Genomic DNA, 18,338 nt, shown 5'->3' on the forward strand with positions numbered 1-18,338 from the left:
CCGATTCCACTCGGTTCCGAGTTCTGCGGCGGAGGTTAGTGCGAGGAGGGCGCTCTTGATGACTCCTCGTGAACCGCCCTTGACCCGCGACATCAACGAATCCGGCTCGGCCACAGCGCGATCCAACACCACACACCAGATCCACCAGCACCAAATCACGCGAGTGCCGTTGCAGTACTAGGCCGCAATATCTCGCATGGTGATCACACCAGCCCCTAGCCGGGCGTCACAGACCCGCACGTCCAGGCGTCTGATCCCTTGTCTTGCAGGGCAGTTTGCTCCAATCGTGAGACTGCTTTACATCGGTGTACATCGGTCCGCATCGTAGCGTCGGCCAACTCCGGCCGAGTCGCTTTGCGAGGATTCGGATCTGGGTTTCGTCCCAGGACTGAGACTGCCCGGATACGTCTTTGCGGAGGTATCCGAGAGCTGTCGGTTTCCGCTCATCGGACCCGCCTACCCTTTACTTTTCGGGCGGATTGTCCGCGTTGGGTGATCTGGTAGGCACCGCGACGTGCGGCGGTATCACGTGGCACGATCAGCCCCCGGTGTATGAGCCGGGTTACAGCACCGCGAGCGGACCCGGTTGTGAGCCGTGCCTCTGTCGCGAGCTGACCTATCGTGCGGACTGTTCCGGAGGCCAATGCATCAAGGACAGCGATCTCGGCCCCCATGCCGGACTTCGCGTACTGGGGTTGGTCGGGAGCATCGACGCGCGCAGCGGGGTTAGTGTTCATTCGTTTCACCTCCGGAGTGGCCGCCGTCCTCGGTAGGTGCGGAAATAGTTTGCGGGAAAAGGGTTTCGGCGTCTCGCTGGATCTGGACGACACGGAAGATAAAGAAGCCGTTCTCGAGTTCGGCGCGGTACCGGTCGCGATCCAACCACTTGCCATTGCGGAAGACCCTCGCCGTTATCCTCAGCCGCTCGGATACCTCCGCTAGCGTGCCCTCGTCACCTATCGGGGTGCCGCGTCCCGCACCCCTGGGTGGGTCGGGGATCATTTCGAGCGAGTAGAGCTCCGTCACGAGCTTGACCCTGTTCTTGCGCACTATGATTCAACCTTCCAGTCTGCATACTGCGGACAGAACGACGAGCCCGGTCTCCGGCAGCTCCGAGTCCAGTGCCTGCTGTACCGGCACCAAGCCGGGCTCCAGGATGTCGAACCCTTTGATGAGCAGTTCGATCTGCTCGGCCGATCGGAACGTTGGCAGCGCCGGAGAGTGTTTGGTGTGGGTGATCATCTGGTGGCGAAGATCGGCGTGGGATTTGTCGCTGGCGTGGGTGATCACGAGGTAGCTGCCCGGTGCCATCGCCTCACGCAGTGCCCTGATGATCTCCTCGGGCTGCTCGTCGGCGCTCACGTAGTCCAGGACTTGGGTCATCAGGATCGCGACCGGCTCAGCGAAGTCGATCACCGACGCGGCCGTGATTGTGTCGACCAGATGCGGCCATCTGATATCGGCCTTGAGTGCTTTTGTGCCGACCCAGCCGGTCAGCAGCGCGTCACAATGCGCGTGCACGAGCGGGTCGTTGTCCACATAGAGAATCCGAGTGGACGGCTCGATCTTGCGGGCTAGTTCCCCCACGTTGGGGTAGGTAGGCATTCCCGCGCCGAGGTCGATGAACTGCCGCACACCAGCCTCAGCGACCGATTGCACTGCCTGACTGAGGAAGTCGCGGCAGAACCAGGCGAGTGTTTTGGTGTCCGGTGCGATGGCGAGCATCCGCTCCACCACTTCGCGGTCAACGTCGTAGCTATCCTTACCGCTGATCAGCCAGTTCCAAATACGCGCGGAGGCAGGCACATTGGGATTGAGATCCGGTTCGCGGGTCATAGCGGGTTGCGCCGATAGATGGTCGCTGCGCGCGTATGACCACGGGCCGAGCTCAGTTCAGCGAGGATGGACAGCGCTGTGGTCTCGGGGGTGAGGGTGGTGGTGGTGTCGGTGTCGAGGTGGTAAAGCGTCAGTCCGGGAGTCGGGAATGTTCGCGCGTACCAGGCGGTGATGAAGGCGGCGCTGGTGTCGGTCGCGGGATCGAGGTACGCCTGCCTTCCGTTGGTGTGCAAAGAGATACCTAGTGCAGGCAGGGGTGGGCCGATGATCAGTGCCTGTGTTGGCATCACGTCGCCGTCGTCCAGGCCGATTTCGGTGAGAGATGCGGGAAAGCGCTGGCGAATGGTCGCCAGGAACAGCCTCGGGGCGAGCTTCGCGCCGGATTCGGCCGGCGAGGAGATGACGTACTCCGGAACATGTCCATGACCGCGAGACAGCTTGACCGGGTTGCACTTTCGTAGCCCCTTCGCCTGCGCCTCATGGAGTGCCGGGGCGCGCTGGTGTTTGCGGGTGAGAGCGATACTGTCGGGATCGATCCGTCCCAGGCGCGCCAACTCCGCCATCGAGAGTTTGCGTTGTCGGCAGCATCCGGGATGGGTCTCATGGCTGCGAAACACACGCCATACCGCGTCCACCGTTTGCATCTCGAACGGCGGATGGTGACACGTCAGCCACGGGCATGCCCCTTGGCAATCGTCGTCGTCCTCGATACCCATGGCGGTGTCCTCTCCGTGATTCGTGGTGGCGGGCAGTTACGCAACTTGCCTTGCGGAGACGGCGAATTCGTGGATCTCGTCCAGGCGCCACTCGTCGGTGATGTAATCACCGGCCATCGGATCGATGTTGAGCAGACGCAATTGGTCCTGGGGTTCGGTCGCATCGAAAAACGCGGCTTCAACCAACACGCACAAGTCGTGATGCTCGGGCAGCAGGTCCTCAACGAACGACAGCGGCGGGCGTTCGGCAGCTTCCCCGAAATAGACGTGACCTGGTGCGCCGTTGGGTATTTCGACTCGCGTCCCGTCCATCCTTATCCGATAGGCGGGGGCAAGTTCGATGCCCTCGCGGCAGTCACGCACGCTGTCCATCCAGATCTGGCGGTGGTCGATCCACCAGACCGCCTCACCTTGGGAGTTGGATGTGATGTGAAGCCTCACGGAACTCTCCGATCTGTTTACGATCCTCACGCTCAACGCAGGCATGCAACGCCGCGAGGACCGAACTCAACGCGGGCCTGAAATGATCACGCACCGGCAAGTCCCAACCGCAGCGCCCATTGCCAGGAGTCGGCAGGACCAGGGGGCGGCCGGGAGGTGCCAGCATCGAGTTCGACCGGTACATCGCATAGAGGTAGTCCCGAAGCATCTGGGCCGCGTCGAGCGGCCCGTTAGCCAGGAACGCCTGGCGCTTGTATGGGTGCGCCACGACCGGCCCGGCTATCCCGCTCAAGCCAAGCTGTTCTTTGAGCTGACGTCCCCAGTGCTCGCCGATCAGCAGCGCCTGAACATTGCCGCCGATCGGGAGACTCAACAACCCGTTCCCGTCCACGTGACACGGGAGCCGGCCGACTGTGCGGAGGTAGTGGCACGCCCCGAGTACTTCGGCGGTTACAGCTGGCGCAGTCATCAAGCCCCCCTGGTCGCGGCGGTAACGGGAATACCTGCTGTTTACCCCCCTAAACATCAATCCGATGATGCTGGAAAAATGTGTTTAGGGGGGCTAAATCAGGAGGCTACGCCTAGCAGGAAACAGCGTCAAGGGCCTCTAAACTCGGAGCCGTGACGCAGGCGGATGACTTCGAACAGGTCCGGAACGACCCGGATCCCATCCGTCGTGGCCAGCGGGCTTCGGAGTTGATGATCGTTTACCAGCAGCGGGCTACAGAGCTTGCGCGGCTTCGCAAGGCTGCTATCGAGGAAGCTCACCGAGGCGGGATGAGCTATACCGACATCGCCGAACGGTTCGGTCTCACGAAGGGCCGCATCAGCCAGATCAAGGCCAGCGCACCACCTGCTGAACGCGCCTTCTTCGGCGTCGGTCCCGTCGCGGTGGGAATCCCTCGACGGTTCGGGTTCGAAGAAGGGCGCGAACGCCCGTTCTTCGACGCCAACGATCAGGCTGCGCAAGAAGCAATCGAGGCCACAGTAACGCGACTTGCGTTGGCCAGTAGTCGATTTGCGATCGATCAGGATCGCGCGGACCTGCCTGCCGGGGATCTGGTTGTCATCTGCGGGCCGAAATCCGCTCCGATCGCACGCCGCTTGCTCGACGACGATCCGGTCCTCAGTTTCCAGCGGACCGACAAGGACGGTTGGTCGATCACCGATTCGCGGACAGGTCAGAGCTATGGCTCGCCCTATCGTCGCGATGGCGCGAGGCGAATCGATATCGGATACTTCTCACGACGGCAGGAAGGCGGGCGAGTCGTCGTGCACATCGCTGGCATTACGAGCATCGGGTCACTCGGGGTGGCACGCTGGCTCGATCAGCATCTATCCGAGGTGTTCGCGCCGACTTCGACCTTCCTCAGCGGCGTGGTCGAATGTGACTTCACCACCGATTTCGCTGTTACCGACAGCAGGCTTATCGTCGGCCCCTACTCGGACCTCGGATGAACATCGCCACCGCGCAACTGCCGGCCCAGTCGGGCGATGATCGGGTGATCGTCTCCGCCCATGGCGTCGTCATGCTGGATGGAGCAACCACCTTCGATCCAGACATGCCCTCAGCGAGTGCATACGTCGACGTGCTCGCCGAGGAACTCAACCGCCGACTCGGCAGCAGCCAGGATCTTCGGACAGTCCTCTCCGACGCCATCGCAGCAACAGCGGACCAGCTCCGGCTCGAGCCGGAGCACGCACCGACCAGCACTGTCTCGGTCCTGCGCACGAACCCAGGGACCGTGGATCTACTCGTCCTCGGCGACTCGCCGATTGTGGTTGGGCGCAACGGTTCTGCCGACCTGATCACCGACCGGCGTATGGCCGAGCTCAATCTCCCGGAGTCTGAGCAATACCGGCAACGGCTCGCCTCCGGGAGCGGGTACGACGAGCATCACTACAACTTGCTGCGGTCGTTGCAGCGCAAGCAACGGAACCATCGCAATCAACCAGGCGGCTACTGGATCGCTGAGGCCGACCCGTCCGCGGCCGACCACGCGCTCGTTACCAATTACCGGCTCCACGAGATCGACTGGGTCGTACTCGCAACCGACGGTGCCTCGAACCCTCTTGGCCCGTTGAACGTTTCGTGGGCCGAAGTCGCTCGGATGGATGCCTGCGGACTGGCCCAACTTCTGACCCGATGCCAGAGATGGGAAACTGAGATCGATCCTTGCGGGCAGCTGCAGCCCCGCTCAAAACGACATGACGATAAGTCGATCGCCGTCGCTACTCTGGACGCGTGATCGGCGGCTGCACTCGCGCCGCTCATTCCTGGGATCTCACCGTCGAAGTTGTCTCGGTCCTCCGCTCCGGTTGCGACGAGGTGTTGTGTCGGCGAAATCTGACGTCGTGATCCACCTTGGCATCCGCTCTGTCAGCACGGTCTCGATGATCCAAATCCGTTGTGGCCTTGCAAATCTCGCAGCGTCCGGCGAGGAGCCGATGGATCAGCTCGTTGCGCCGGGTGCTGGCCATGACCGACAGCTCACCGCAACCGGCAGTGATTCCGCGTCGTGATCACGCCAGCCCTCTAGCCGGGCGTCGCAGCCCCGCACGTCCAGGCGTCTGATCCCTTGTCTTGCAGGGCATTTCGCTCCAATCGTGGCACTGCTCTACATCGGTGTACATCGGTCCGTATCGGCACAAATCGGGCTCAATTCGTGCTACAAAACGTGCTATGGCGTGCTACCAGCCGACAGTCCAGCAAATCCTGGGGTAACCCCGCGTCAGCGATCCTAGCCCCTGCGAAACACGTCGAGGGAGCATGGACTGGCAGGCCATCGGTCCTGGTATGAGAGAGCGACTGCGGGGCTGTTGCGACACCGGTTCATAGGTGAGGAACCTGTTCCGATGGCAAACGCGATCATATGGGCGAGGCCACGAACAGTTCGTCGTATGCGCTATCTGCCTCGATCTTGTGGCGTCGTTCCATCTCTTGCTCACGGAAGTTGTCCAAGTGGACAGCGATATCGGTGCCGGTGAGGTAGGCAGTGATGACTTGGTTGAGGCAGAAGTGACCGAGGTGGTAGGCGAAAGTTGCAACGGATTCGCAGGAGTCGGGTGTGACGGGGCCGCCGTGAACCGTTGCGTTGCGGATCCGTTTGAGGCGTCTGAGGTGAGCGTCGAAACGGCGGCCGTAGGTGTCGAGTCGTGCTGCGACGGCGCGGCCGGACGCGAATACGGATTCCATTTCGGCCAGCCCGCGGTGCAGCCAATGCTGTTGATAGATTTCCCGCAGCCGGGTGAGGTGCGCGATGGCCTTCTTGACGTTGAAGTAGTCGACGCCTGCGGAACTCGTCCACAGGTCTTCGTGGATGTCACCGAGGTCCGGCGGTGGTGTGTCAGCGTCTGGAGAGGGATCTGGTACTTCGGTGGTGGCAGTCTGGGCAAAGTCGCCCAGGAAGGCGACGAGTTGTGCGCGGGCTGTTGCTTTCTTGAAGTACGTGCATGCGAAGTTGGCCCAGGCGCTTCGGCCACCAACGGCCCAGGCATTGACATGTTCGATGGCGCGGACTGCCGCCATGACTGTCGCTTCGGCGCCTTCATCCCGGGCACGCTTGAGCGCGTTGCTGAGCGCGAGGGCAGCGGCAAGCTGTTCAACCGTTGCCGTGTCGAGCGAACGAGATGTGCTGTCCATGAGTTCGATGCGTCTGGACACAGCGTCATTGAATGGAAACTGTGGCGGGAGGTCGGGGAGGTCGCTGGGCCACCATCCCCACGAGGTGAGCAGGTGATCGTCGGCGAATAACAGGTGCCCTTCGAGCAAGGACCAGGTCTCGGGGTGTGGCTCACTGACCTGAACCAGCGCTGAGACAAGCGTCGATGCCTGTACCGGGGCGAGATGGATCTCGATGTCGGGCAGGAAGACTCGCGCGTAGACCATGCCCGGCTCGCTCGCCCACCCCAGCCTGTCGTTCTCCTCAGTGGCTGGGGGAAGGTCGAGGACTTCATGAGGGACGACGGTGAAGTTGTGGGCCCACTCGGGATGTCCGACGGACGCGCCGAGCCGTTGGGCAATGTACAGCGTGACTTGCCCGTGGGTGACCTCATCTTGGTACGAATAGGCTGAGGCAAACCGCAGCCAGACTATGCAATCCGCCTTTCGTGGGCTGCGTAGCAAGATCTGCTCACACAACTGCGCACGTTGCCACCAGGCAAGCGCGTCAGCCTGATGGGGGGAGACAACATCTGGGGTCGAAATCGCAGACTCTGCGGGTTGAGGATGTTGTTGCTCGGGAGGGCGCGTCGTTTTGATGCCTCTCATCACTTCGACAAGTTGGCGTCTCAGCCCGAACCTGCTGCTGGTGTCTTGGCGGCGGGTCTGTGCAAGAGCCCACAGACATTTCCGCTTGAACTCGATGTCTTCGACCGATTGTGTGAGACTCATGCATGCCTGCTGAAGATCAACCCACGCTGCTTTGACCGGTTGGTCCGAGCCGAGATGCGCTTGGAGCGCTGCTGCGGCCGAGCGCGTCGTGACCCGCGTCTGCTCATCGATCGATGGCGACGTTGTGCCGTTGGCATCGATCGAGATCGTGAACAGTGTCACGAACTGGGACTCGACTGTCTGATACCAGTGCTCTACGGCACGCCGCAGTTTGGGCCCAGCTGCGGTGAAGGCGTCGCGGAAATCGTCGAGCATTGATTGCCAGTCGTCGTACTGTGCACTGATGAACTGACGGTGGTCGTCGAGCCATGCCAGCAACTCGGCAGTAGCCGCCGGCAGAGTCATCGGTTCGACATAGACGGTGAATCGAGAATCGAGAACCGCGATCATTTCGGACAGCCAATGATCTACATCGGCTGGTGATTGCATCGCCGAGCACCTCCGCAAGTTCTGACAGCGCACCCTCGTCCACGCGCCATTATCACCGGACACGAATCTTGACCCTCGTCGGCGCGCCGCTCCCGTCGACGGCATCCTCACATAGCGGGCCGACGGCGTGCTACGGAGGCAACTTCATCGGCGGCCTTGTATCGGGCGAGGCAGCCAATCGCTTTCGTCCGGCCGTTGATCGGGTTGCGGCAGTAGTGCTGTGCCGGGGCCAGGCATTTCGGCTCTGGACATCCGACATCGATGCAGTCGGCGTAGGCGTCCTGTACCGGGTCAGCCATTGAGGTACACCCCGGTCAGTCGCGCCAGTCTTGTCGCGTTCCAGTCGAGGATGTCGCCGAGCTGGTAGACGATTCGTCCGTCGATCGTGTATCTCGGGAGTTTTCCGCGCTGGCCGGCCAGCCCGTCGCGGTTGCACCGTCCGATAGCGAGACTGCAATCGCTGAGCCGCGTGGCTGGTAGAGGACGCGTATCCCTTACCCCACGGGCTGGCTAGGCTCTGGTGAGCGCGGGGTTGCAGGAGCGATGTCCTTCTAAGGCAAGGAGTAGCAGCGGAAATGTCCAAGCGACCAGATGAGACCTGGCATCGGTTGCTGGGATGGACCCACGCGCAAGCGCTTTCAGAACGCCTGGCCGCGCAGATCCTGCTTGCCGAGCAGTACAAGAATCTCGACCCCTCGCACCCGCTTGGGGGGCCAGACGGCACTCGGGACGCAATCGCAGAGCGCGACGGGAAGAGGTGGATTATGGCCGCCTACTTTCCCCGCGGGCAACAGCCCTACAGAGAGATCAAAAAGAAGTTCCTCGCAGACCTGGTCGGCGTCGATAAGAACGGCGCTGATGGCATCGCGTTCGTCACCAACCAAGAGCTGACCCGCTCCGAGCGCGACAAGCTGGTAGGACTGACAAACGCGGCGGTCGAGTTGTACCACCTAGAGCGATGCGTCGCGGTGCTCGACCAGCCACGTATGGGCCCGGTGCGGCGCCAGTTCTTCCTGGAGGACCAGAACGATGAGTATCGGCGAATGGCGACGCTGACCGGTGGTGACACCTATGCGTACTTCATGCTCTACCACTTCGATCTCGACGAAGCGGTGGCGCGGAACTTCGTGATCATAAAAAGCGGCGAGTATCCGCTCTACAACGTCACGCTCCGGATCGTCGATATGGACACCAACCAGCAGCAGTACGCCGAGGCGTGGGGAGATCTCGACGCACCTGCCTACTACCGGCTCGGGAAGTGGTCACTAAAAGGGGAGAACTATCTCCGCGCGTTCTTTACCGCGCGGAACGGCCAGTGGCATCAGGACCTTATTCTCAAGCGGTCTGATTCGGACAACTGCTGGCTTGCGGCGACCCGGGTACGCGGTCTGCAACAGGCCCCTGATTTCCAGCACATGAACGACGGGTTCCGTGACCGCTTCGGCGATCCCGCGTGGATGGATTGACATGCCGCCGTCTCTGAACGGACCACCCGCCGACCGACACAGATCGTCCCATGGCGACGGACGTAGCGATGTGAGATCGGTTGCGCCCCAGGCATTCAGGGCGGCACTCGCGTGAGAGGTGAGAGGGGCGCTCCAACAAGCCGTAACGGTCCGTCGGTCCTACCGACGGACCGTTACCGGCAACACGGCTATGTCGACGTGGCCGCTAGTGCATCATGCTCGCCGTTCAGATGCCCTCATCACGGAGCGCATCAAGGAGTTCACGCACTGCCGGTTCCAGATGCGGACTCTTTTCCGAAACCCGCGTCGAAAGTTGTTGGGCACGGTCCATCAGGCCGGATCGGTTGCTGTCGTCTGCATTCAGCGAATCGAACAAAGTCCTTGTTTCGCTATCCACCGTGCTGTCGCCCTCGATCGCGCTGCGGAGCTTTTCCAGGGCCGATTTGGTTCTGTTTGCGCTCATGTATTACTCCCGAGTGGTTTCGTTGTGCCTCTTGTCGTCTCACGTCGCTCAGGGGCCTCCGTGGCAGAGCATCCAAGCCTTAGCCGACACGGCGCCCATCGCGTGCCATCGACACTATCCTGTTGTGCTGCAACGCGGTTCGCAAATGCCTGCCCCGACGCTGCACCGACTCCGCTACAGTGCGTGCAGAGCAGGGCCGAGGCGGACAGAATCGCCAGAACACCGGACGGCAACGACCATCCCGAGGCCGCCGAAAATGCCCGAGTCTGCCTCCAGAGTAGACGCACGCAAATCGGCATTACCGGATATGTTGAGTCGCAGCATTTTTCATCGGCCGAACGCTCGATAATCGGCTACTTAAGACTGGTGGTAGGACTTGATCCCGGCCAGGATCTAGTCCAGGTGCCCGACGAGAAGCTCCCTAATCGGCTGCCCACCTGCGTCATTGGTGTGGCTCTCTCATGGCTTGCCTCTCGCCGGGCGCCGCGCGAGGAGTGGCTGGAAAGGGGTCTGCCGAGCTCGAAGTAGCGTTGCCCTCCCTCGCCGACAACATCCGCTGACCAGGGAGGACACCGATGACCGTCATCATCGGCATGGATCCACACAAACGCTCAGCCACCATCGAAATCATCGACCACACCGGCAAGATCCTGACCACCGGAAGATACGGCACCGACAAAGCCGGATACGCCGAAATGCTCACCGCTGGCAGGAAATTCGGGAACAGAGTGTGGGCGGTGGAAGGCTGCAACGGTATCGGCCGCCACATCGCCCACCGCCTGGTCCACGACGGGGAAACCGTGCTGGACGTGCCAGCGAAACTCTCCGCCCAAATACGAGTATTCGCCACCGGCAACGGCCGCAAAACCGACCCCGTCGACGCTCACTCGGTCGCGATGGCAGCACTGCACTCACCGAACCTGCGCCGGGTCGAACCCGATCCAGACCTGCTCCTGCTGAGCATGCTCGCTGACCGCCGCGACGAACTCGGACGCGCCCGCACCGAAACCATCAACCGGCTACACCGGTTCCTGCTCGAACTTTTCCCTGGTGGAGCCAAGAAGTTCTTGTCCGCCAAGCAAGCACGCACACTGATCGCGACGATCAAACCACGCGATCCGCTCGGCAAAGCCCGACGCCGGCTGGCCGTCGAGCTGATCGGGGAACTCGAAACCATCGACCGAAAGATCAAAGCCGCCGACAAGGAGTTGCGCCAGCTCATCATCGACCGCGGCTCGACGTTACTGGACTTGGTCGGCATCGGAGCCTCCAGTGCTGCAAGGCTTCTCGCCGACACCGGCGATATTCATCGCTTCCGCAACCGGGACCGGTTCGCCTCCTGGAACGGTACCGCACCCCTGGACGCCTCCTCCGGCGAACAGCAACGCCATCGGCTCTCCCGCGCCGGGAACCGGCGCATAAACCGCGTCCTGCACATCATGGCCGTGGTCCAACTCCGCAATCCGACCCAAGGCCGCGTCTACTTCGACACCCGCAAAGCCGCAGGAAAGACCTCGATGGAATCGATGCGCTCACTCAAACGCCGGCTTTCCAACGCCGTCTACCTCCGGATGCTCGCCGACCAGCAACAACGCGAAAAGGCAAGCCCGGGAGGGCACTCGGGAACGACTCTGCAATCCAGCGCGACCGGCCTCACCCCGCACACCGATCCTTCGGAAAAGCCACATCCCGGACCTACCACCAACAAGGTTAACCCCGCACCCGCAGCAGCGTCTTGACATAAAGACCTCCGATTCCGCTAAGTGTCAAGCTGCGGTGGATATCGATGGCGTTGTGGGTGATTGGCCGAAAGCTTTTGTCGGGTCGTAGGTTTGGCGGGTTTGCAGGCAGTGATGGAGCTGTCCGAGCATTTTGTTGAACAGGTGCCGGACGGCGGGGGCGTGTCGGTCGCCGTGGTCGCGGCGACGTCGGTAGTGCCGGTAGCTGTCGCCTTTGAGGGCGATGACCTCGGCGTGGTGGACGAGGCGGTCGATCATGGCTGCGGCGACGACGTCGTCGCCGAAGACCTCGCCCCAGCGGCCGAAGACTTTGTTGCTGGTCACGATCAGTGACGCGCGTTCGTAGCGGGACGAGACGAGTTGGAAGAACAGGTTGGCGGCCTCGTTCTCGAACGGGATGTAGCCGACCTCGTCGACCACCAGAAGCGGGTAGCGGCCGAGCTTGATCAACTCTGACTGCAGGCGGCCCGCGTGATGGGCCTCGGCCAGGCGGGCGACCCATTCAGCGGCGGTGGCGAAGGCGACGCGGTGCCCGGCCTGGCAGGCCCGGATTGCCAGGCCGATCGCGAGGTGGGTTTTGCCGGTGCCGGGCGGGCCCAGGAACACGACGTTCTCCTTGGCGGTGACGAAATCGAGGGTGCCAAGGTGGGCGATCACATCGCGTTTGAGCCCGCGAGAGTGACCGAAGTCGAACTCTTCCAACGATTTCCGGTAGGGAAAGCGGGCCGAGCGGATGCGGCCCTCACCGCCGTGGGACTCGCGGGCGGAGACCTCTCGCTGCAGGCAGGCGATGAGGAACTCTTCGTGGGTCCAGTTCTCGGCGCGGGCTCGTTCGGGCAGCCGTTGAGCGGCTTCGCGCAGCGACGGCGCTTTCAACGCACGGGTCAGGAAGGTCAGCTCGGCGGTGAAATCCCTTGTCATGGTGGATGTTTTCGCAGTGGTGGTTCTGGTCCGGCCAGGCATCAGGCCACCCCGCCTTCGATATCGATGCCCAGTGCGGTGTCGTAGTCGGTCAGGCAACGTTGCTCGACTTGCGGCTCTGGTGCCGGGCGCAGGACACCGATCCGGCCGCGCCGCAACGCTTTCGCCGCTTCGACATGATCGGGGTCGGACAAGGTTTGATGCCAGGCCCAGATCCGTTCGTGATCGGCCACGATCCGCCCGCTCGAGAACACCCGGACCCGGTTCAGGTCGGCGACGATCTCGATCCGACGCCCGATCACCGCTGGATGCACCGAATAGTCGTTGGAATCCAAGCGAATGTAGTGATCGCGAGGCAGCCGTGCTGAGCGCCGCCACCCGGTTTCGGGAGCCACTGGCGGCAACGCCAGCATCGCCTGGCGGTCCGCGGTGACCCGATCAGTCGGCGCGCAACCCAGCGCGCACCGCGGCCGACGATTCACCAACTCCAGCCACTCACTCAGCTGGATGTTGAAATCGGTTGGGCCACTGAACGATCGACCCGGCAGGAAAGAACGTTCCAGATAATCGTGGGCCCGTTCGATCATCCCTTTCGCTTCCGGATCAGCGGGTCTGCAGACGAGCACTTTCGTTCCCAACGTTCCCCGGAACGCTTGACACTCCGCGGTCAGCTCACTGCGACCACCACGCCAGCGACCGATCGCGCCTTCTCCGTCCCAAACCAAAACCCTTGGCACCGAATCCAACCCATGAATATGAGTCCACCAGCCAGCGAACAGATCCTCGGCATGCCGCGACGGAATCAACACTGCCATCAGCCACCGCGAATACCCCAACACCATCGTCAGCACCGGCAACTGTTTCGGACCACGGACCTGCCCGAACCCGACCGGCAACTCGATCGGCGGAAACCAGAAATCACACTGCGCGATCTCACCAGCGACATAGGCGGTCCGCGACGCCGGATCCGGCGGCAAATACACCGGCCGCAACTCCGCGACCCGCCCCGACAACACTCGAATCGAGTTCGTCCAGCCGATCCGCTCGGCGATCACCGTCGCCGGCATCGTCGGATATATCTTCAGCAACTCCCGGATCTGCGGCTCGACCGCATCCACGATCGACCCCGTGGCCGCACGCTCGTATTTCGGCGGCCTGTCCGAGACCAGGGCCCTCTTCACAGTGTTGCGGGACACGCCCAACAACCGAGCGATCGCCTGGATCGGCATACCCTCCGACCGGCGCAAACGACGAATCTCAGCCCAATCCTCCACAGCAAGCATCCCTTCGGTCCTCCCTGGTTCGGATAGAACCAGGGTCACCGACCAGGTGGTCCGTTTTGAGTTGCCGCGCGGTGGTCATTTTTCACGTGCTGCCGACAGCATTGGCGGAGGCGTTTCTGGAGGCCGGTGCCAGTAGCTACTTTGCGCCCACTGATGCACACCGGACTGCTATGCGGCCGTTCATGGCTGCACTACTCCTCGTTCTACGAGCTCACTGAGGGGCAAGAACTGTTGCACGCGATTGAGCGAGTCCGGCTACATAACGACAGCCTCGCCATGTGGAGCTTGTGGCAACGCTGACCACAGCCAATCAGGGTCACGCTGTCTCCCGAGCAGTCGCCTGGAGGTGTGCCTCGAGATTCACACGGCCAGACTAGAGCCCGCGCGGCAGTGTTCCGGGAATTCCAGCAGAGACCATCCCTCCACTGCGGCCTCGACAGCCGAGCTTGCTGTACGAGCACGTCCTGGACCGGGTAGATCGGCGTCCCGCGTAGACCACGCCGACACCCGCGAGGCTTGAGCCAATTCGCCCGCAGTTGAGGACGTTTGCCGCACGTACTGCCGGACATCCGTACGCGCCCCACCGCGAACGCCTCCCGAAAGGTGAACACAGCCCATGTGTCTAGACCATGACCAAACAGTGCCTAGTACCTGACTGAGCCGACGCCAAATCCTCGGCCTGATCGGTGCCTCCGCGACGATCGCTACGACGACAGGGCTAATCAGCGCATCCTCGAATCCACCTCAGCCGCAACCCGATTCGGTGGAACCGGGCATCGTCCTGGTCGACGCATCGTCATATCCCCGGCGTAGCCGGGACAGACTGGAAGGAGGTCTGTGGGTCCGCTGACTTACCCGAGGCCGAAAGGTTAACGTGGACAAGAGCATGTCAGGAAACCGGCGGCCGTGTCCAAGCATCGGGGCGGTGCGTCCGGGGGGCCCGCGCGATACGGTGAAAGCTGGATTGCCTGAAGCCCAATCTCCAGTTGGTGCAAATGCCCGCCCGTCGGAAATGATGCTTGATGACCGACGCCGTGTCCCGGGCCGGTCCCGCGCGCTGGCCGGCTCACCCTTCGGATACGGGGCGATGTCCAGTGAGGACATTCAAGGAGATGAGTGGGCCACCTAAGTCGTGCTCGATACGTATGACGATGACGAACGTGGGATCGCCTACGGGGTCGCTGGCCCTATGGCGACAGAGTTCCGGTAGTAGTCGTGGGAGTCACGCCCCACCGGGGAGGGCGGGAAAGCCGTCCGCATGGGCGAAGCGTAACAGGTGACCGGGATGTCCGGGACTCGGGAGGTACGCGAAATGCGGAGAGCCGTAACGGGATTGGACATCTGGCGCAGCTTCGGCTGCGATGGTCGCTGGAGAGCCGGATGCCGGGAAACTGGCCCGTCCGGTTCGGGAACGCGGCATGAGGAAACGGACCCGACGAAATGTCGGGCACCGCGCCTCATGCCGACGTTCATCGTTCTGCGGGCACGCCAATCCCGCGTGACACGCTCGTCATTGACGTCAGATCGGGCCGATAGCAGCTGTTCTCAACTTCGTCGTCCGACGTCAGAACTCGCTGATGAGCGAGGTCGGAGTTCGCCGCCGTAGCCAAGCGCTATAGGAAATGACCGCGCGCTGGTGGACGTCAACGACGCGCTCCACGACTGAATTCGTGCCATAAACGTGCTATGAGGGCTGAATATCAGTATTTGTGCAGCTCAGAGCGCCCGGCAGTGATTCCGCATCGAGACCACGCCGAGTCAGCGTGATGTTCTTCCAACGTTGAGCGTCGGCGTAGGCGCGTGAGAGGAGACGGTCAGGGGAGGTCGTCGTCTAAGTAGAGTCTGCCGCCGTATCCCTGCCGGTAGTCCGCGATAGCATCGGCCAAGATGTGCAGTCGGCGCGCGACCACATCCACGGGATCGACGACTTGCCACCCATGGCCGTGTGGCCGGATTCCATTGATGATGGGCAGTGCTAAGAGGCTCAGCACTGCATTGACTTCGTCTGGTGTCGGCGGCGGGTCGAGGTCACGGCGCACGACGCGGAGTAGATCGGCGGTCGCGAAGCTCTCGCCGGCGTCTGACTCATCATCGATAGCGGCACAGACAACGGACAGAACGTCGCCAGGCCGCTCCTCGGGTGAAGTCATAAGCGTAATCCTGCCAGCCATTCGCGCAGCGAGCCCCCGCACCGATCCAGTCACGGTCGTCATGTGAGTGCGGGATGAGGCGCGAGAGGACCAGGCGATCGACGAGTTCGTGCGGAACGCCTCCGGCGACGTGAAGCAGCTCGACATCCGCGGCGACAACACGGCACTATCGACCTCGGCGAGCGGGCCACGGTAATGTCGCGCGACCGAACCACGCCGGAGGCAGATGTCCCGGCATGGCAGACACGGTCAACTCGACAGCCTGTAGGAACCGTCGCTACCGTTCTTCGTGGCTGTCGTAGCGCTCGGACCAGCGTGTCAGGTCGGTGACGGCGAGGGTGAGTTCCTGCTCGGGAACGGTGGCGAGGGCTTGTCGGGCATTCTCGAGGGTCGTGTATGCGCTGGATTGGCCGAGGAATTCAGGGTGGGCTGTGACGGGCACCAGGCCACAGCTGCGCCAATACTGGGCCAACTGAGGCTCCCCCCAAGCAGTGGACACCGATTTAGCGGGATCGCGGTCCTGCTGGAAGGATGTCCAGTATGTCATCGTCTCGGAAGCGCCGGTCGTTCACGGCCGAGTACCGGGTCGAGGCCGCGCATCGGGTGATCGATTCCGGTCGCACGATCGCCGCGGTGGCTGGCGAGTTGGGTTTGCATGAAAGCCTTCTCGCTAAATGGGTCCAAGACGAACGCCGCCGGATAGCGGCGGCCGAGGTACACGGCGAGCAGCCGTTGAGCCCGGCCGAGCGGGCAGAGTTGCTCCGGTTACGCAAGCAGGTCAGCGAGCTGGAGAAAGACGTCAGTTTCCTAAAAAAAGCGAGCGCGTACTTCGCGGCGATGCAGCAGAACCGGCCCGGTTCGAGCTGATGGCAGCGCAGTGCGCCGCCACCGAAATCAACGGCAGCACAGCCGATATCACGCGCATGGCGCGGTTGTTGAGTGTATCGACCTCAGGGTTCTACGCGTACCTGAAGCGGAAGACGGCCCCTGTGTTGACCGATCGGCAGCAGCGGCGCGCCGACTTGACGGTGAAGATCCTTGCCGTCCATAAAGACTCCGATGGGACCTACGGGGCTCCGCGGATCACCGCCGAGCTGCGCGATCGCGGTGATCGGGTGTCGGAGAAGACGGTCGCGGCGATCATGGCCGAGATCGGGCTGGCCGGGATCAGCCCGCGCACCTTCAAGGTGCGGACCACGATCGTGGACCCGACCGCGTCGTTCCCGGACGACCTGGTGCAACGTCTTTTCGACCAGGGCCGTGTAGACGCAGTCTGGGTTTCCGACATCACCTATCTGACTTGCGGTGAAGGCGATATGTACCTGTGCGCGATCAAGGACGAGCATTCCAAGAAGGTGCTCGGCTGGACCGTGGCCGATCACATGCGGACCGAGATGGTCACCGACGCCGTGGACCGGGCGGTAGCGGCGCGTGGCGGGTCGTGTGCGGGCACGGTTCTGCATTCGGACCGAGGTAGCCAGTACACCGCCAACGACATGGCTGCCGCCTGCGATCGGCACGGTCTGCGCCGATCCATGGGATCGACCGGAATATGCTGGGACAATGCCGGCGCGGAAAGCCTGTGGTCGACATTCAAACACGAATACTACTATCGACACACCTTCGCCACCAAAGCGGAACTCGTTGCAGCAGTTGACAAATGGATGAATTTCTACAACAGTAGAAGACGCCACTCCACGATCGGGATGCTCAGCCCCGACAATTATGAGCGGTCACTCCTCGCGGCCACTTCGGCCGCATAACCCCCCGTCCACCATTTGGGGGGAACCTCAAACCGTGTTCGCGCCAACTGATCCGGGTGCCGGAGCGGATCGGTCTGGTCGGGGACGGGCGAGACGAGGACCATGCCGTCGTGGGACGACAGCATGCGTGCGGTGATCTCGCTGATCATCCATGCGCCGAGCTGATGGCCACGGACAGGCGGTGCTAGTTCAGCGGACAACACGATGATGATGTCGTTGACGGGGGTGGCGTCGAATTGTTGCTGCACCGCATCGTCGAGCCAAACCCCGTCGAACAGGGGCGAGAATTCAACCGCAGCTTGGGAGTAGGAGTCCAGGAGATCGGCGCCGACCAGCTCGCGCCCCAGCCTGATCGTCAGGAAGTCGACGCAGCCAACGCACAGCCAGGTGTCGTCGTAGCCCTCGGGTGCATCGACGGTCATCCACAGTTGTGCACACCAATCCATGCACGGGTCGTACTCACTGGTGTTGAGACTTCGGTACCGCACGGTCGCGCCACCAAGGGCGATGCTGTCGGTGCCAGTGGGGCGGATCTGCTGCGCGAGTTCGGCCAATGTCGTTGACACGACGCCCAGTATGGCGCGTCCTCGCGCCATAACATGGCTGATCGCCACCAGGCGTCAGTTTCGCCGCGGTTATTACGCGGTCGTTCGGTGGGCCGCGATGGTGGGTGTGAACGACCCTCCCGATGCTTCGCGTGCGCGCTCTATAGTCGGAGGCGTTGCATCAAGTCGGGAG

The 18,338-nt window shown here is 62.4% G+C and carries 16 protein-coding genes and 2 pseudogenes; 6 read left to right on the forward strand and 12 right to left on the reverse strand.

The window, feature by feature from the left end:
• Nucleotides 1-726: 726 nt before the first annotated feature.
• From ACQPW1_RS22645 to ACQPW1_RS22665, 5 genes are read right to left on the reverse strand one after another with little or no spacing between them, the layout of a single operon-like run.
• A complete protein-coding gene (locus tag ACQPW1_RS22645) occupies nucleotides 727-1,026 on the reverse strand; it encodes a hypothetical protein (protein WP_433664698.1) in 300 nt (99 codons plus the stop codon).
• A gap of 30 nt (nucleotides 1,027-1,056) precedes the next feature.
• Nucleotides 1,057-1,836: an SAM-dependent methyltransferase gene (locus tag ACQPW1_RS22650; RefSeq protein WP_433664699.1), complete on the reverse strand. Its 780-nt coding sequence runs from the start codon at nucleotides 1,834-1,836 to the stop codon at nucleotides 1,057-1,059.
• Entirely contained in the window at nucleotides 1,833-2,552 is a 720-nt protein-coding gene (locus ACQPW1_RS22655) for a hypothetical protein (RefSeq protein ID WP_433664700.1), read from the reverse strand. The genes ACQPW1_RS22650 and ACQPW1_RS22655 overlap by 4 nt, the downstream gene beginning before the upstream one ends.
• Nucleotides 2,553-2,588: 36 nt before the next feature.
• The gene (locus ACQPW1_RS22660; protein WP_433664701.1) at nucleotides 2,589-2,993 is read right to left on the reverse strand and encodes a hypothetical protein; all 405 of its coding nucleotides are present in this window, start codon (nucleotides 2,991-2,993) and stop codon (nucleotides 2,589-2,591) included.
• The gene (locus ACQPW1_RS22665) at nucleotides 2,959-3,366 is read right to left on the reverse strand and encodes a hypothetical protein (protein ID WP_433664702.1); all 408 of its coding nucleotides are present in this window, start codon (nucleotides 3,364-3,366) and stop codon (nucleotides 2,959-2,961) included. The genes ACQPW1_RS22660 and ACQPW1_RS22665 overlap by 35 nt, the downstream gene beginning before the upstream one ends.
• Nucleotides 3,367-3,614: 248 nt before the next feature.
• Between ACQPW1_RS22665 and ACQPW1_RS22670 the strand changes: the two genes are divergently transcribed.
• Together ACQPW1_RS22670 and ACQPW1_RS22675 are read left to right on the forward strand one after the other, a co-directional pair.
• The gene (locus ACQPW1_RS22670; protein WP_433664703.1) at nucleotides 3,615-4,451 is read left to right on the forward strand and encodes a sigma-70 family RNA polymerase sigma factor; all 837 of its coding nucleotides are present in this window, start codon (nucleotides 3,615-3,617) and stop codon (nucleotides 4,449-4,451) included.
• The gene (locus tag ACQPW1_RS22675) at nucleotides 4,448-5,242 is read left to right on the forward strand and encodes a PP2C family serine/threonine-protein phosphatase (RefSeq protein WP_433664704.1); all 795 of its coding nucleotides are present in this window, start codon (nucleotides 4,448-4,450) and stop codon (nucleotides 5,240-5,242) included. Before ACQPW1_RS22670 ends, ACQPW1_RS22675 begins: the two co-directional genes overlap by 4 nt.
• A gap of 620 nt (nucleotides 5,243-5,862) precedes the next feature.
• Here the strand turns inward: ACQPW1_RS22675 and ACQPW1_RS22680 are convergent.
• Nucleotides 5,863-7,815 (reverse strand): hypothetical protein, encoded by a 1,953-nt coding sequence (locus ACQPW1_RS22680; RefSeq protein ID WP_433664705.1) that lies wholly within the window; start codon nucleotides 7,813-7,815, stop codon nucleotides 5,863-5,865.
• Between the two features lie 575 nt (nucleotides 7,816-8,390).
• On the opposite strand from ACQPW1_RS22680, the gene ACQPW1_RS22685 reads away from it, so the two are divergent.
• The gene (locus ACQPW1_RS22685; protein ID WP_433664706.1) at nucleotides 8,391-9,281 is read left to right on the forward strand and encodes a hypothetical protein; all 891 of its coding nucleotides are present in this window, start codon (nucleotides 8,391-8,393) and stop codon (nucleotides 9,279-9,281) included.
• Between the two features lie 226 nt (nucleotides 9,282-9,507).
• Here the strand turns inward: ACQPW1_RS22685 and ACQPW1_RS22690 are convergent, their stop codons facing one another.
• On the reverse strand, nucleotides 9,508-9,744 hold the full coding sequence (locus ACQPW1_RS22690) for a DUF4404 family protein (RefSeq protein WP_433664707.1): 237 nt from the start codon (nucleotides 9,742-9,744) through the stop codon (nucleotides 9,508-9,510).
• A gap of 575 nt (nucleotides 9,745-10,319) precedes the next feature.
• Between ACQPW1_RS22690 and ACQPW1_RS22695 the strand changes: the two genes are divergently transcribed.
• Nucleotides 10,320-11,483, forward strand: a complete 1,164-nt coding sequence (locus ACQPW1_RS22695; RefSeq protein WP_433664708.1) for an IS110 family transposase — start codon at nucleotides 10,320-10,322, stop codon at nucleotides 11,481-11,483.
• A gap of 171 nt (nucleotides 11,484-11,654) precedes the next feature.
• On the opposite strand, the pseudogene istB reads toward ACQPW1_RS22695, so the two are convergent.
• The 4 genes and pseudogenes from istB to ACQPW1_RS22715 all read right to left on the reverse strand — a co-directional run.
• A pseudogene (istB, locus tag ACQPW1_RS22700) lies at nucleotides 11,655-12,446 on the reverse strand (IS21-like element helper ATPase IstB); the annotation flags it as partial.
• A complete protein-coding gene (istA, locus tag ACQPW1_RS22705; protein ID WP_433664709.1) occupies nucleotides 12,446-13,687 on the reverse strand; it encodes an IS21 family transposase in 1,242 nt (413 codons plus the stop codon). The gene istA and the pseudogene istB, both read right to left, overlap by 1 nt.
• A 1,814-nt stretch (nucleotides 13,688-15,501) precedes the next feature.
• Nucleotides 15,502-15,837 carry a hypothetical protein gene (locus ACQPW1_RS22710; RefSeq protein WP_433664710.1) on the reverse strand — a complete coding sequence of 112 codons (336 nt, stop codon included), beginning with the start codon at nucleotides 15,835-15,837 and terminating at the stop codon, nucleotides 15,502-15,504.
• A gap of 277 nt (nucleotides 15,838-16,114) precedes the next feature.
• A complete protein-coding gene (locus ACQPW1_RS22715) occupies nucleotides 16,115-16,279 on the reverse strand; it encodes a hypothetical protein (RefSeq protein WP_433664711.1) in 165 nt (54 codons plus the stop codon).
• A 98-nt stretch (nucleotides 16,280-16,377) separates the two neighbouring features.
• On the opposite strand from ACQPW1_RS22715, the pseudogene ACQPW1_RS22720 reads away from it, so the two are divergent.
• Together ACQPW1_RS22720 and ACQPW1_RS22725 are read left to right on the forward strand one after the other, a co-directional pair.
• Nucleotides 16,378-16,620 (forward strand): annotated as a pseudogene (locus tag ACQPW1_RS22720) (transposase); the annotation flags it as partial.
• Complete coding sequence (locus tag ACQPW1_RS22725) at nucleotides 16,512-17,600, forward strand: IS3 family transposase (RefSeq protein ID WP_433653973.1); 1,089 nt, start codon at nucleotides 16,512-16,514, stop codon at nucleotides 17,598-17,600. The pseudogene ACQPW1_RS22720 and the gene ACQPW1_RS22725, both read left to right, overlap by 109 nt.
• On the opposite strand, the gene ACQPW1_RS22730 is transcribed toward ACQPW1_RS22725, so the two are convergent.
• A complete protein-coding gene (locus ACQPW1_RS22730; protein WP_433664712.1) occupies nucleotides 17,561-18,214 on the reverse strand; it encodes a hypothetical protein in 654 nt (217 codons plus the stop codon). The genes ACQPW1_RS22725 and ACQPW1_RS22730 overlap by 40 nt on opposite strands.
• Nucleotides 18,215-18,338 lie beyond the last annotated feature (124 nt).

Origin of the sequence: Nocardia sp. CA-128927 (genome assembly GCF_050955855.1) — a bacterium.
Lineage (GTDB): Bacteria > Actinomycetota > Actinomycetes > Mycobacteriales > Mycobacteriaceae > Nocardia.